Source organism: Streptomyces sp. NPDC086835, assembly GCF_044745705.1.
In the GTDB taxonomy this organism is placed as follows: Bacteria; Actinomycetota; Actinomycetes; order Streptomycetales; family Streptomycetaceae; genus Streptomyces.
On the sequence record NZ_JBIVAU010000001.1, the window covers coordinates 971,274 to 984,491 of the forward strand.

Consider the following 13,218-nt stretch of genomic DNA (forward strand, 5'->3'; position numbering starts at 1 on the left):
TAACTGACTAGTCGTGGGAGTGCAGCGGCTTGCCGGCCAGGGCCAGGTGGGCCTCGCCGAGCGCCTCGTTCTGCGTCGGGTGCGCGTGGATGAGCTGCGCGACCTCGGCCGGCAGAGCCTCCCAGTTGTAGATCAGCTGAGCTTCACCGACCTGCTCGCCCATACGGTCACCGACCATGTGGACGCCGACCACGGCACCGTCCTTGACCTGGACGAGCTTGATCTCGCCCGCGGTCTTCAGGATCTTGCTCTTGCCGTTGCCCGCCAGGTTGTACTTCAGGGCGACGACCTTGTCCGCACCGTAGATCTCCTTGGCCTTGGCCTCGGTGATGCCGACGGAGGCGACCTCCGGGTGGCAGTACGTCACCCGCGGCACGCCGTCGTAGTCGATCGGGACGGTCTTCAGACCGGCCAGCCGCTCCGCCACCAGGATGCCCTCGGCGAAGCCGACGTGCGCGAGCTGGAGGGTCGGGACCAGGTCACCGACCGCGGAGATGGTGGGCACGTTGGTCTGCATGTACTCGTCGACCAGGACGTAGCCGCGGTCCATCGCGACGCCCTGCTCCTCGTAGCCGAGACCCTGGGAAACGGGGCCGCGGCCGATGGCGACCAGGAGGACCTCGGCCTCGAAGGTCTTGCCGTCGGCGAGGGTGACGCGCACGCCGTCCTGGGTGTACTCGGCCTTCTCGAAGAAGGTGCCCAGGTTGAACTTGATGCCGCGCTTGCGGAAGGCACGCTCGAGCAGCTTCGAGCTGTTCTCGTCCTCGACCGGCACGAGGTGCTTGAGGCCCTCGACGACGGTGACGTCGGTGCCGAACGACTTCCACGCGGAGGCGAACTCGACGCCGATGACGCCGCCGCCCAGGATGATCGCGGACTTCGGAACGCGGTCCAGGACCAGCGCGTGGTCCGAGGAGATGATGCGGTTGCCGTCGATGTCCAGACCCGGCAGGGACTTCGGCACGGAGCCGGTCGCCAGGAGGACGTGGCGGCCCTGCACGCGCCGGCCGTTCACGTCGACGGAGGTGGGGGAGGACAGCCGGCCCTCACCCTCGATGTAGGTCACCTTGCGGGAGGCGACCAGACCCTGCAGACCCTTGTAGAGGCCCGAGACGACCTCGTCCTTGTACTTGTGAACGCCGGCGATGTCGATGCCCTCGAAAGAGGTCTTGACACCGAACTGGTCGGCCTCACGAGCCTGGTCCGCGATCTCGCCGGCGTGCAGCAGAGCCTTCGTGGGGATGCAGCCGTTGTGCAGGCAGGTGCCGCCGAGCTTGTTCTTTTCGATCAGTGCGACGTCCAGGCCCAGCTGAGCTCCGCGCAGCGCCGCAGCGTAACCGCCGCTACCACCGCCGAGGATCACTAGGTCGAAAACGGTGCTGGCGTCGTTCGCCACGTCACGTCCTCCATGCATGTGCGCCGTTCGCCGGGCCCCCGTCTCGGGAGATGACCGGCCGGTCGGCTGGTGTTCGGCCGCTGTCTCTTCGGCCCTGTGGTGGGGGCCCTGTCCTGCCGAGAACCCATCTTCGCACTTGTTGACGGACGGCGGGACGCGGGGCCGGAGCTTGAGATGGTGAGCTTGAGCGCTTTTCCCCGTTACCGGGGCGTAATGGGGGCGGGCCGAAGGCGCGGGGGCGGGGTGGGGAACAGGCGCCGCGCAGCGGCGCCCGCGGCCCCACCCGCCCCCGTACCGATCCGGTCCGCTAGCCCAGGTCGCCCGCGGCGGTCCGCTCCGCCAGCTTCACCAGCGTGCGGATCGACGACCCGGTGCCGCCCTTCGGCGTGTAGCCGAACGGCGCGCCCTCGTGGAACGCGGGGCCCGCGATGTCCAGGTGCGCCCAGGTGATGCCCTCGCCGACGAACTCCTTCAGGAACAGGCCGGCCACCAGGCCGCCGCCCATGCGCTCACCCATGTTCGCGATGTCGGCGGTCGGCGAGTCCATGCCCTTGCGCAGCTCCGAGGGGAGCGGCATCGGCCAGGAGGCCTCGCCGACCTCCTCGGCGATCTCGTGGATCGAGGTACGGAACGCGTCGTCGTTCGCCATGATGCCGAACGTGCGGCTGCCGAGCGCCAGCACCATCGCACCGGTCAGCGTCGCCACGTCGACGATCGCGTCCGGGTTCTCCTCGGACGCCCTCGTCAGCGCGTCCGCGAGCACCAGACGGCCCTCGGCGTCGGTGTTGAGCACCTCGACCGTCTTGCCGCTGTACATGCGCAGCACGTCGCCGGGGCGGGTGGCCGAGCCGGACGGCATGTTCTCGGCGAGGGCCAGCCAGCCGGTGACGTTGACGGCGAGGCCCAGCCGGGCCGCCGCGACGACAGCGGCGAACACGGCGGCCGCGCCGCTCATGTCGCACTTCATCGTCTCGTTGTGGCCGGCCGGCTTCAGGGAGATGCCGCCCGAGTCGTAGGTGATGCCCTTGCCGACGAGCGCGAGCGTCTTGGCGCCCTTGGAGTGCGTGTAGGAGAGCTTGACCAGGCGCGGCGGGTTCTGGGAGCCCTGGCCGACGCCGAGGATGCCGCCGAAGCCGCCCTTGGCGAGCGCCTTCTCGTCGAGCACCTGCACCTTGATGCCGTGCTCCTTGCCGGCGGCCGAGGCCACGGCGGCGAAGGCCTCGGGGGTGAGGTCGTTCGGCGGGGTGTTGACCAGGTCGCGGGCGCGGTTGATCTCCTCGGTGAGCGCGACCGCGCGCTCGGCGGCGGCCTTGAACGCCTTGTCACGCGGCTTGGCGCCCAGCAGGGCGACCTCGGCCAGCGGCTTCTTCGCGCCGTTCTCGTCGGCCGTTCCCTGGTACGCGGTGAAGGCGTACGCGCCGAGCAGCGCACCCTCGGCGATGGCCTCCGCGTCCTCGACGGACTCTATGGGCAGCGCGAAAGCGGCCTTCTTGGCGCCGGAGAGCGCCCGCGCCGCGGCACCGGCCGCGCGGCGCAGCGCCTCGGCGCCGTACGCCTCGCCGTCCTCGGGGGCCGCGCCCAGACCGACGGCCAGCACGACCGGGGTCTTCAGGCCGGACGGCGCGGGGAGCTTGGTGATCTCGCCCTCGCCACCGCCGGCGCCGAGGGTCTCCAGGACGGAGGCGAGCTTGCCGTCGAACGCCTTGTCCACGGCCTCGGCGCCCGGCGCGACCACCGGGCCCTTGGCGCCCTTCGCCACACCGACGACGAGGGCGTCGGCGCGCAGCGTCGCAGCGCCTGCAGTGCTGAGAGTGAGAGCAGTCACGGTGGTGAAATCTCGCTTCCGTTGAGTTCCGAGGGTGCGGCGAGGGTGGATCGACACCCCACACCGGACAAGAGCCTACGCGCGGCCGTATGTATCGCTCACGGCGGCGGCGGTTCACTCGTGCGTGGTGTCTCTTTCATGTTCGGCCCGGAGGTTGTCACCGCTCGGCCACACTCACCACATTCGGGCGACGGGGCGTGGGCCCCCGTTGCGTCATCGGCACAGAACTTCCTTGCGTCTGCCAGGTGTTGGGGAAGCGTGCGAGGGGGGAGACACATGGAGCAGCAGCATGCGCGCGAGGCGGGACGCCGGCCCGGGACCGTGTCCGGCGGCGAGGCCGTCGTCGGCCGCCGTCCCGAGGCGCAAACGCTCGGCGGGGACGTAACAGCCTCCGCGGCCGACCGCCGCGGGCGTGCCTCCGGGCCCTCCCGGGCCCGCCCGGCCGGCACCGGGGCCCGTGGGAACGACGGAGGGTCCGGGGGCGCCGGGAAGCGGCGCGCACGGGTGGCCCGGCCGCGCCCTGGACGCGCGGCGGGCGGCCGGTTCATCGTCGCCGCGACCGCAGCCGTCACGCTGGCAGGGATCCTGCCCGCCGCACACGCGGCCGCCGCGCCGGTGCCCCGTATCGACCTCGTGGTGCTCGTCGTCGACGACGGGAGCGCGGCCGTCGACGCGATCGTCTCCGAACTGGCGGGCACCGGAGTGCCCCACCGGACGCTGGACCTGAACGACCCGGCCCGGCCCCGGGTCGACGCCTCCTTCCTCAGCGACACCGTGGACGGCCGCCCGCGTGCCAGGTTCCAGGGCGTCGTCGTGCCCGACGAGGACCCGTTCGGCGCGGACACCGCCGCCGGGGCCGCGGAGAACGCCGCCCTCTTCGCGTACGAGCGGACCTTCGGCATCCGCCAGGTCGACGCCTACACCTGGTCGCACCCGGGCGTGGGACTTGAGTACGTCGACAACGGCGGCTACGCCGGTGTGCTGGACGGCGCGCGCAGCGCGGTGACCACCGCCGGGCGGGCCGGAGTGTTCGGCTACCTCGACGGGCCCGTCACCTTCGAGGACAACTCGCCGCTCGTCGCCGAGAGCTACGGCTACGCGGGCCGCCCCCGCGAAGGATTCACCAGCCTCCTCGACGCGCCCGTCGGCGACGGCTCCTCACGCGCGAGCCTGATCGGCGAGTACACGCACGACGGCCGCCGCGAGCTGGTGGTGACCTTCGCCTACAACCGGCACCAGCGGCAGTTCCGGGTACTCGCGCGCGGCATCGTCGAATGGCTCACCCAGGGTGTCCACCTCGGGCAGAGCCGCAACTACTTCTCCGTCCACATCGACGACGTCTTCGCGCCCGACGCGCGCTGGGACACCGCCCGTAACTGCACCCCCGGCGACATCGACTGCCCGGGCGGCGGCGACGGGGCCGGTGCGCCGATCCGGATGACCGCGGCCGACGCCGCGCACACGGCCGCCTGGCAGCGGAGCGCCGGCTTCACCCTCGACATGGTCCACAACGCGGGCGCCGGCGAGGAGTGGAAGGCGGAGCACCAAGGCAGCGATCCGCTCACCGACCGGCTGCTCGCCGACAAGGCGCAGTACCGCTGGATCAACCACACCTACACCCATCCGTTCCTCGGCTGTGTGCAGGACGCGTCCACCGTGCCCTGGAAGTGCGCGACGGACACCGCGGGCAACACCCGCTGGGTCGGCCGCGCCGAGATCTCCGCGCAGATCCGCGACAACCACGAGTGGGCCGTGCGCAAGGGCCTGCCCGTCGACCGCACCGAACTCGTCACCGGCGAGCACTCCGGCCTGAAGACCCTTCCGCAGCAGCCGGTGGACAACCCGAACCTCGCCGGCGCCCTCGCCGACAACGGGGTGAAGTGGATCGCGAGCGACAACTCCCGCGAGCCGCGGCAGCGCCCGGTCGGTGCCGCGCGGACGGTGCCACGGCACCCCATGAACGTGTACTACAACGTCGGCACCGCGGCCGAGATGGCCGACGAGTACAACTGGATCTACACGGCCGCCGACGACGGCGGCAGCGGAGTCTGCGAGACCGACCCTGCCTCCACCTGCCTGCCGGAACCGCTCGACACCGCGACCGGCTACGCCTCGTACATCGTCCCGCAAGAGGCGCGCACCGCCCTCGGCCACGTCGTCGCCAACGATCCCCGCCCGCACTACGCGCACCAGTCCAACCTCGCCGAGGAACGCCTCCTGTACCCCGTGCTCGACAAGGTGCTGGCCGACTACCGCGCCCTGTTCGCCGACAGCGCGCCGGTCGTCAACCCCCGCCAGCGGGAGGCAGGTACGGAACTCCAGCGGCGCGCCGCGTGGGAACGGGCGCTCGCGGACGGCCAGGTCACCGCCTACCGCATCGGCGACACCGTCACCGTGAAGGCGCCCTCAGGTGTCGCCGCACCCGTCACCGCACCGGAAGGCACCCGTAAGCAACGGCTGCTGACCACCACGGTGTTCGGCTCCGCCTACGCCGGGACGCGCTCGGAGTGGGCCACGCCCGAACCGCTCCAGTCGGCGATCACGCTCAGGCTGCCGGCCTGACCCGACGGCACGGACCGGGCACCGCCGACCACCGTCCTGGGGGGACACCATCCATGCCGAGCTGCGGCCGTCATGTCACCATGCTCACCGAAGGCACCTATCCGCACGCCCACGGCGGCGTCTCCACCTGGTGCGACCAGCTGGTGCGCGGAATGCCGGAGGTCGACTTCCGGATCGTCTCCCTCACCGGCGGCGGCCGCGAGCCGGTCCCCTGGGAGATGCCGCGGAACGTCTACCGGCACACGGCGTTCCCCCTGTGGGGGCCGGAGCCGGCCCGCCGCCGGCTGCCCCGGCGGGAACGTGAGCGCTTCCTCGGCGTCTACGAACACCTCCTGCTGTCGATCCTCGACCCGTCGGCCGGCTGCGATTTCGGTGAGGCGCTGGACGGCCTCGCCGGCTACGCACGCGCCGGGCAGCTGACGGCGGCGCTCCGCTCCGAGTCCGCGCTGCGGTCGCTGATGTGGACCTGGGCCATGCCGCACCTGGAGCTGTCCGTGGCCCGGCCCACCGTGCACGATGCCCTCACGGCCCTCGACCTGCTGGAGCACACCCTCCGGCCGCTCGCCGCACGGATACCCGACGACTCGATCGCCCACGCCGTCAGCGGCGGCCTCGCCACCTTGCCGGCGCTGGCCGCCCAGCACTTCGACGGCGTGCCGTTCCTGCTCACCGAGCACGGCATCTACCTCCGCGAGCGCTACCTCTGGTACCGCGGCGAGGCCCAGCGGGCGCCGGTGAAGGCGCTGATGCTGGGCTTCTACCGCGAACTCAGCTCGCTCGGCTACCGGCGCGCCGACCTCATCACCCCGTGCAACCAGTACAACCGGCGGTGGGAGAAACGGGGCGGCGCGCCCGACGACCGCCTCCGCACCGTCTACAACGGGGTCGACCCGCACGCCTTCCCCGACGCCGGCCCCGAACCGGAGGTGCCGACGATCGCCTGGGCCGGCCGCATCGACCCCATCAAGGACCTGCGGACACTGATCCGGGCCTACGCGATGGTGCGCGCCGAACTCCCCGACGTACGGCTCCGGCTGTTCGGCGGCGTCCCCGCCGGCGGTGAGGCGTACCGCATCCGGATGGAGAAACTCGCCGCCGAGCTGGGGGTCGTGGACGGCATCAGGTGGGAGGGGCGGGTCAGCGACGTGGCGCGCGCCTACACGTCGGGGAGCGTGGTGCTGCTCTCCTCGATCAGCGAAGGGTTCCCCTTCTCGCTCATCGAGGCGATGTCCTGCGGCCGTGCCACCGTGTCCACCGATGTCGGCGGGGTCCGGGAGGCGGTCGGCGACACCGGCCTCGTCGTGCCGCCGCGTGAGCCCGCGCTGATGGCGGAGGCGACGCTCGGCCTGCTGCGGGACGCCGGACGGCGGGCAGAGCTCGGCCGGCTCGCCCGGCAGCGGGTCGTCGACCGCTTCACGCTCCGGCGCTCGGTGGACGCGTTCCGCCGGATCTATCTCGAACTGGCGGGGTTCCCTGAGCCGGTGACACTTCCGGTCGCGGAGGCCGCCGCAGGGGTGGCGTTCGCGGAGACCGCAGAGGCGGCACTGCCGTGACCGGAGCGCCACCCACAGCTCCGGCCGACCCGCTCGGTGAACTCGCCCACCGCATGGACGGCGTGATCGCCCACGCCGTCCACCCCGACGAGATCGCCGCCGTCCTCGAATCGGACGGCATGACGGACGACCACATCCGCCGCACCTACGGCCGCGCCGACTCGTTCGCGCTCGCCGAGGCGCTCCACGAGAGGGTCCCGCGCCGCTACCCGGAGCCTTCCCCACCCGCCGCCGACCCGTGGTGGACCGGGCTCCTCGGCTGTCTGCTGCGCGGCCTCGTCTTCGCTCTCCCGGGCCTCGCGTACGTACCGGCCGCCCCGCTGCTCGAGGGCGCGGCCCTCGGCCCGCTGCTGGCCGGCGCGCTCACCGGCTGGGCCTGGAACCAGGCGCTGTCCCACCGGGCGCACTCCTGGCTGGCACTGGGCGACCGGCCCGCCGCGCTCCGCTGCCTGCGCACGGGCGCCGCGGCGGGCACCCTGCTGAGCACCGCGGCCGCCGTCGTGAGTGCCGGGCCGGGCCAGTGGCACGCCGCCGTGTTCGCGTCGGCGCAGGCGCTGTACGTGTCGGCGGCGACGGCCCTGCTGGTGCTGGGCCGGGAACGCGCGCTGCTGTACGCGCTCCTGCCGACGGCCGGGGCCACGGCGCTGACCCTTCTCGACGACCTGCCCCCGTGGTCCCGGTCGGCGCTCCTGGCGGCGTCCCTCGCGGCGGCCACGGTCCTGGCGGTCCACGCCACGCGCCCGAAGGCCGCCGTGACCGGCCAGGAGCATGTCCGTCGACCGGCCCGACGGGCGCGGGCCCGGCCCGGAGCGCCGACAGCACGGGCCCGGCAGCCGCACCGGCCACGGGTCCTCGCGTCCGTGCCGTACGGGGTGTTCGGACTCGGGGCCGGAACCCTGGTGCTGTACACCGCTCTCGGGGACGTGCTCGCGGGCCGACCGGGCGCGGCTGTCGCCGCACCCGCCGCCGTGGCGCTGACCTTGAGCATGGGCCCCGCCGAATGGCTGCTCCGCCGCTTCCGCGACGGGACCGTCGCCGGGCTGCGCGTGAGCACCGCACTTGGGGAGTTCCGCCGGTGCACCGCCGCCGTCCTCGCGGAGTGCCTCTGCGGGTATCTCGCGATCCTGTTCGTCCTCGCGGTGGCCGGGACCGTGCTGTGGCCCGGTGCCCCCGCGTTCGGCGGGGTGCGGTCGGCCACCCTGCTGCTCGTCGGTGCGGTGCTGTGGACGGGGCTGCTGCTCCAGTCGTGCGGAGCGGCGAACCAGGTCGCGGCGGTCTGCGCCGGTGCCGCCGCCGTGCAGACCCTCGCGCTGCTCGCCGGGACCGGCGGCCCCGCGATCGTCGGCCTGTGCGTGGCCGCCGCGTCGGCCTCCGTGCTCGCCGTACTCGTCCGTGTTCTGCTGGGCCGTGCCACCGCCCACCGTCTCTGACTCAGGAAGCGCCCGTGAAAAGCCTGTTGGTTCCCTTCTACGAGCACCCCGCCGACCGGCCGGACGCCTGGGACGCCGTCGTCGCGGCCGCGTCCCGCCTCTACGGCGTCGTCCTCAATCCGGCCGACGGGCCCGGCACCGCACCCGATCCCGCCTTCGCCGCGGTCGCCGGGCGGCTCAGGCGTGCGGGGGTGCGCGTACTCGGCTACACCGACACGGACTACGGCCGCCGCCCGCACGCCGACGTCGTGCGGGACCTGCTGCGCCACCGGGACTGGTACGGCGCCGACGGCGCGTTCCTCGACCAGGTCTGCTCCGGGGCGGGCACCCTGGCCCACTACCGGCGGCTGGTGACGGAGGCCCGGTCGGCGGGCGCGGCCACCGTGGCCCTCAACCACGGCGTGCATCCCGACCCGGGCTACGCCGAGTTCGCCGATCTGCTGGTCACCTTCGAGGGCCCGTGGGACGCGTACCGGGCCGCCGGCATCCCGTCCTGGACCGCGGCCCACCCGCCGGAACGGTTCTGCCACCTCGTCTACGCGGCCCCGCCCGGCGCCCGCGCCGGCGCCGCGGTCCACTGCGTCGTCCCGGGCACCGGCGCCCACCCCTGGGGCACCCTCCCGCACCATCTGGAGCCCGCCCGGTGAAACGTTCGCCCTTCCTTCTCCTCGTCCTCCTGGCGGCCCTGCTCGCGGGATGCACGAGCGCGCCCGACGAGGCGGGCGGTCCGACGCTCCCTCCCCGGCCGGTGAGGCCCGCCGACGAGCGGTGGCTGCCCGGTCCCGGCCTGGCGTGGCAGTGGCAGCTCAGCGGCCGCCTCGATCCGACCGTCGACGTGCCGGTCTACGACATCGACGGCTTCGACCACCCCGCCTCCGCCGTCGCCGACCTGCACCGTCGCGGCCGCAAGGTCATCTGCTACCTCTCCACCGGCGCCTGGGAGGACTTCCGCCCCGACGCCGACCGGTTCCCGAAGTCGCTCCTCGGCCGCGGCAACGGCTGGGAGGGCGAGCGCTGGCTCGACATCCGCCGCACCGACCTCCTCGAACCGCTGATGGCCGAACGCCTCGACATGTGCAGGGACAAGGGCTTCGACGCGGTGGAGCCGGACAACATGGACGGCTACGCCAACCGCACCGGCTTCCCCCTCACGGCCGGCGACCAGCTCCGCTACAACCGCCTGATCGCCCGCCTCGCCCAGGAACGCGGCCTGTCCGTCGGCCTCAAGAACGACCTCGACCAGATCCCCGAACTGGTCGGCGACTTCGACTTCGCGGTCAACGAGCAGTGCGCGGAGCACGACGAGTGCGCCGCGCTCAGCCCGTTCGTCCGCGCGGGCAAGGCGGTCTTCCACGTCGAGTACGAGCTCCCGACACGGGAGTTCTGCCCCACGACGCGGGCGCTCGGCCTCAGCTCGATGCTGAAGAAGTACGACCTGGGGGTGTGGCGCGAGCCCTGCCCGTGACGCGACGCCTCAGCGGTGCGCGGTGACCTGCCGGCGAACAGTGGGGCAGCCGGCAGCGGGCAGCGGGTGGCGGTCAGCCGAGCACCAGCGCCACCAGTGCCACCGTTCCCGCCGTCTCCGCGAGTGCCCCGAACACATCACCCGTCACTCCGCCGAAGCGCCGCACGCAGTGCCGCAGCAGCAGCTGGGCGGCCAGCAGACCGGCCGCCACCGCGAGGGCGTGGTGCAGTGCGCCGTACGGGCCGAAGAGCGCGCCCGCGCCCGCCGCGAAGACGCCCACCACGACGCCCACGGCGAGCGCGGCCCGTAGCGGAACGGCCCCCGCGACCGCCGCCCCGAGGCCCTCGGGGCGGGCCGGCGGGACACCGGGACGGCAGGCGAGGGTCAGCGCGAGACGGGCGGTGACGGCGGTCAGCGCCGCGGCCGTCGCGCCCAGCGCCCAGCTCTGCGCGTACAGTTCGGCCAGCGCCGCGACCTGCCCGAGCAGGACGAACAGCAGCGTGATCACGCCGAACGGCCCGATGTCGGACTGCTTCATGATGCGCAGCGCGTCCTCTGCGGGCCTGCCGCTGCCGAGCCCGTCGGCCGTGTCCGCGAGCCCGTCGAGATGCAGACCCCGGGTGAGTACGGCCGGCACGGCCACCGTGGCCACCGCGGCCAGGAGCGGCCCCGAACCCAGCAGCGCCAGAAGCCCGCCGGCCGCCGCGGCGGACAGCCCCACCACGAGCCCCGCGAGTGGCGCGCACAGCATCCCGGCACGCGCGGCGTCGCGGTCCCAGCGGGTGACACGGACGGGGAGCACGGTGAGGGTGCCGAAAGCGAAACGTATGCCGTGCGCAGAGGCCGCGGCGGCGGTCCGAGGAGTCATCGCGCGAAGGGTAGCCCGAGCCCTGTGGCGGTAAATTGCGCATAATGCGCGAAGCGTTCTAAACGGGAGCGGGTGGCATGGGTCACTGGTTTTACCGCAACATCCTGGAACCCGGGAAGTTGCCGATGCTGCTCGCGCTGGCCTCCTTCGTGCTCACGTTCCTGCTCACACGCATGGTCACCCGGCTGATCAGGGCGGGCCGGGGGCCGTTCAAGAACGTCACTCCCGGCGGGATGCACATCCATCATGTGGTGCCCGGAGTGCTTCTCACCTTGGTCGGCGGCTTCGGTGCCGTGGGCAGCGGCAGACACGGCGTCGGCGCCGCCGTCTGCGCGGTGATCTTCGGAATGGGAGCCGGACTGGTCCTCGACGAGTTCGCCCTGATTCTCCATCTGGACGACGTCTACTGGACCGAAGAGGGCCGCAAGAGCGTCGAGGTCGTCGTGCTGGCCACCGCCCTCGCGCTGCTGGTCCTCGGCGGCTCCGTACCGCTCGGCGTCGACGAGCTGACACCGGACGAACGCCAGAACCGCGTCGGCGTGATCCTCACCGTGGTGGGCAACCTGCTCTTCGCCCTGATCGCCCTCCTCAAGGGCAAGACCAGGATGGGTCTGCTCGGTGTGCTCGTACCGGTGGTGGCGCTGGTCGGTGCGGTACGGCTCGCCCGCCCGGAGTCGTACTGGGCCCGCAGGTTCTACCGGCGCCGCCCGAAGGCCCGCGCCAGGGCGAGACTGCGTTCGATCCGCCACGACCGGCGCTGGGTGAGGCCGCGCCGGGCGTTCCAGGACCTGATCGGCGGGGCGCCGGACCGGGTGCCGCCCCGCGAGCCGTGACCGCGGAGCCCAGGCTCCGGCGCCGCGCGGTTCACGGCGCCTTCCCTCCAGGTGCCGGCGGTGCGTCCACCGGGGCAGGCCGGGCGCCTCGAGAAAGCCCTCGGCCGCCGTGCGTCACAGCGCCTCGGTCCCCGCCGCCTCGGGTTCCGCCGGCCCGGGCCGTTCCGGCAACTCCGCCGCCAGCGCGGCCGCCGCCTGCACCAACGGGAGCGCCAACAGCGCGCCCGTCCCCTCGCCCACCGTCACGCCGTGGTCGAGCACCGGATTGAGCGCCATCCGGTCCAACGCCTTCGTCTGCGCCGGCTCGCCGCTCACCTGGCCCGCGATCCACCAGTCCGGCGCACGGAACGCCGCCCGCTGCCCCACCAGCGCACACGCCGCCGACACCACGCCGTCCAGGATCACCGGCATCCGGCGCACCGCGCTCTGCAACAGGAACCCGGTCGTCGCCGCCAGGTCCGCGCCGCCCACCGCCGCCAGCAGCTCCAGCTGATCGCCCAGCACCGGCCGGGCCCGCCGCAAAGCGTCCCGGATCGCCGCGCACTTGCGCATCCAGGCCAGGTCGTCGATGCCCGCCCCGCCGCGCCCCGTCACCACGGACGCATCCGTGCCGCACAGCGCCGCGATCAGCGTCGCCGCCGGCGTCGTACCGCCCACGCTCAGGTCACCGAGGACCACGAGATCCGTACCCGAGTCGGCCTCCTCGTCGGCGATCGCCATGCCGAGGCGCACCGCCTGCTCCGCCTCCTCGGGAGTGAGCGCGTCCTCGATGTCGATACGGCCGCTGCCGCGCCGCACCCGGTGCCGCGACACCTCCTCCGGCAGCAGATCCGGGTCGCAGTCCAGACCCGCGTCGACGATCCGCACCGGCACGCCCGCCCGGCGGGCCAGCACGGCCACCGGGCTCGCGCCCTCCAGCACGCCCCGCACCAGCCGGTGCGCGGTGCCCGACTCCCGTGCCGACACGCCCAGTTCCGCGACGCCGTGGTCGCCGGCGAACAGCACCGCACGCGGACGCTCGATCGCCCTGACCGGGACGGACGCCTGCGCGGCGGCGAGCCACTCGCCCAGCTCGTCGAGACGGCCCAGCGCACCCGGCGGCACGATCAGCCGCTCCCGGCGTTCCTCGGCGTCACGCCGGGTACCGCTGTCCGGGCGCTCGATCAGTTCGGAGAAGTCGTCGAGATTCAGCCTGCTCATTCGCCGAACAGTACCGGCACCCGCCGACGCGCGGACGGCCAGCCGGGCGCCGTGCCATGGAGGCCCGGCCCCGCCTCGAGCGGACC

At 73.2% G+C, this 13,218-nt stretch carries 10 protein-coding genes; 6 read left to right on the forward strand and 4 right to left on the reverse strand.

Annotation, left to right across the window (positions count from 1 at the left end; all coding sequences use genetic code 11):
- Positions 1 to 7: 7 nt before the first annotated feature.
- The gene (gene lpdA, locus ACIPJI_RS04520; RefSeq protein ID WP_037774878.1) at positions 8 to 1,396 is read right to left on the reverse strand and encodes a dihydrolipoyl dehydrogenase; all 1,389 of its coding nucleotides are present in this window, start codon (positions 1,394 to 1,396) and stop codon (positions 8 to 10) included.
- Between the two features lie 307 nt (positions 1,397 to 1,703).
- Positions 1,704 to 3,221 (reverse strand): leucyl aminopeptidase, encoded by a 1,518-nt coding sequence (locus tag ACIPJI_RS04525; RefSeq protein ID WP_356623128.1) that lies wholly within the window; start codon positions 3,219 to 3,221, stop codon positions 1,704 to 1,706.
- A gap of 276 nt (positions 3,222 to 3,497) precedes the next feature.
- Between ACIPJI_RS04525 and ACIPJI_RS04530 the strand changes: the two genes are divergently transcribed.
- The 5 genes from ACIPJI_RS04530 to ACIPJI_RS04550 are packed head-to-tail and all read left to right on the forward strand — an operon-like array spanning position 3,498 to position 10,231.
- Positions 3,498 to 5,783: a hypothetical protein gene (locus tag ACIPJI_RS04530; RefSeq protein ID WP_402244446.1), complete on the forward strand. Its 2,286-nt coding sequence runs from the start codon at positions 3,498 to 3,500 to the stop codon at positions 5,781 to 5,783.
- Between the two features lie 53 nt (positions 5,784 to 5,836).
- Positions 5,837 to 7,336 (forward strand): GT4 family glycosyltransferase PelF, encoded by a 1,500-nt coding sequence (pelF, locus tag ACIPJI_RS04535; protein ID WP_402244448.1) that lies wholly within the window; start codon positions 5,837 to 5,839, stop codon positions 7,334 to 7,336.
- On the forward strand, positions 7,333 to 8,766 hold the full coding sequence (locus ACIPJI_RS04540; RefSeq protein ID WP_402244450.1) for a hypothetical protein: 1,434 nt from the start codon (positions 7,333 to 7,335) through the stop codon (positions 8,764 to 8,766). The genes pelF and ACIPJI_RS04540 overlap by 4 nt, the downstream gene beginning before the upstream one ends.
- A 14-nt stretch (positions 8,767 to 8,780) precedes the next feature.
- The gene (locus tag ACIPJI_RS04545) at positions 8,781 to 9,413 is read left to right on the forward strand and encodes a spherulation-specific family 4 protein (protein WP_307705972.1); all 633 of its coding nucleotides are present in this window, start codon (positions 8,781 to 8,783) and stop codon (positions 9,411 to 9,413) included.
- Positions 9,410 to 10,231, forward strand: a complete 822-nt coding sequence (locus tag ACIPJI_RS04550; protein ID WP_402244452.1) for an endo alpha-1,4 polygalactosaminidase — start codon at positions 9,410 to 9,412, stop codon at positions 10,229 to 10,231. The genes ACIPJI_RS04545 and ACIPJI_RS04550 overlap by 4 nt, the downstream gene beginning before the upstream one ends.
- Before the next feature lie 73 nt (positions 10,232 to 10,304).
- On the opposite strand, the gene cobS is transcribed toward ACIPJI_RS04550, so the two are convergent.
- Positions 10,305 to 11,099 (reverse strand): adenosylcobinamide-GDP ribazoletransferase, encoded by a 795-nt coding sequence (gene cobS, locus ACIPJI_RS04555; RefSeq protein WP_402244453.1) that lies wholly within the window; start codon positions 11,097 to 11,099, stop codon positions 10,305 to 10,307.
- A gap of 77 nt (positions 11,100 to 11,176) precedes the next feature.
- On the opposite strand from cobS, the gene ACIPJI_RS04560 reads away from it, so the two are divergent.
- Positions 11,177 to 11,932, forward strand: a complete 756-nt coding sequence (locus ACIPJI_RS04560) for a hypothetical protein (protein WP_356623137.1) — start codon at positions 11,177 to 11,179, stop codon at positions 11,930 to 11,932.
- A gap of 114 nt (positions 11,933 to 12,046) precedes the next feature.
- On the opposite strand, the gene cobT is transcribed toward ACIPJI_RS04560, so the two are convergent.
- Positions 12,047 to 13,132: a nicotinate-nucleotide--dimethylbenzimidazole phosphoribosyltransferase gene (gene cobT / locus ACIPJI_RS04565; RefSeq protein WP_356623139.1), complete on the reverse strand. Its 1,086-nt coding sequence runs from the start codon at positions 13,130 to 13,132 to the stop codon at positions 12,047 to 12,049.
- Positions 13,133 to 13,218: the final 86 nt, after the last annotated feature.

What these genes read in the sequence shown, in the direction of transcription:
- pelF (WP_402244448.1), top strand. Translation starts at nt 5,837, where the DNA reads ATGCCGAGCTGCGGCCGTCATGTCACCATGCTCACCGAAGGCACCTAT.
- cobS (WP_402244453.1), bottom strand. Translation starts at nt 11,099, where the DNA reads ATGACTCCTCGGACCGCCGCCGCGGCCTCTGCGCACGGCATACGTTTC.
- ACIPJI_RS04560 (WP_356623137.1), top strand. Translation starts at nt 11,177, where the DNA reads ATGGGTCACTGGTTTTACCGCAACATCCTGGAACCCGGGAAGTTGCCG.
- ACIPJI_RS04530 (WP_402244446.1), top strand. Translation starts at nt 3,498, where the DNA reads ATGGAGCAGCAGCATGCGCGCGAGGCGGGACGCCGGCCCGGGACCGTG.
- cobT (WP_356623139.1), bottom strand. Translation starts at nt 13,132, where the DNA reads ATGAGCAGGCTGAATCTCGACGACTTCTCCGAACTGATCGAGCGCCCG.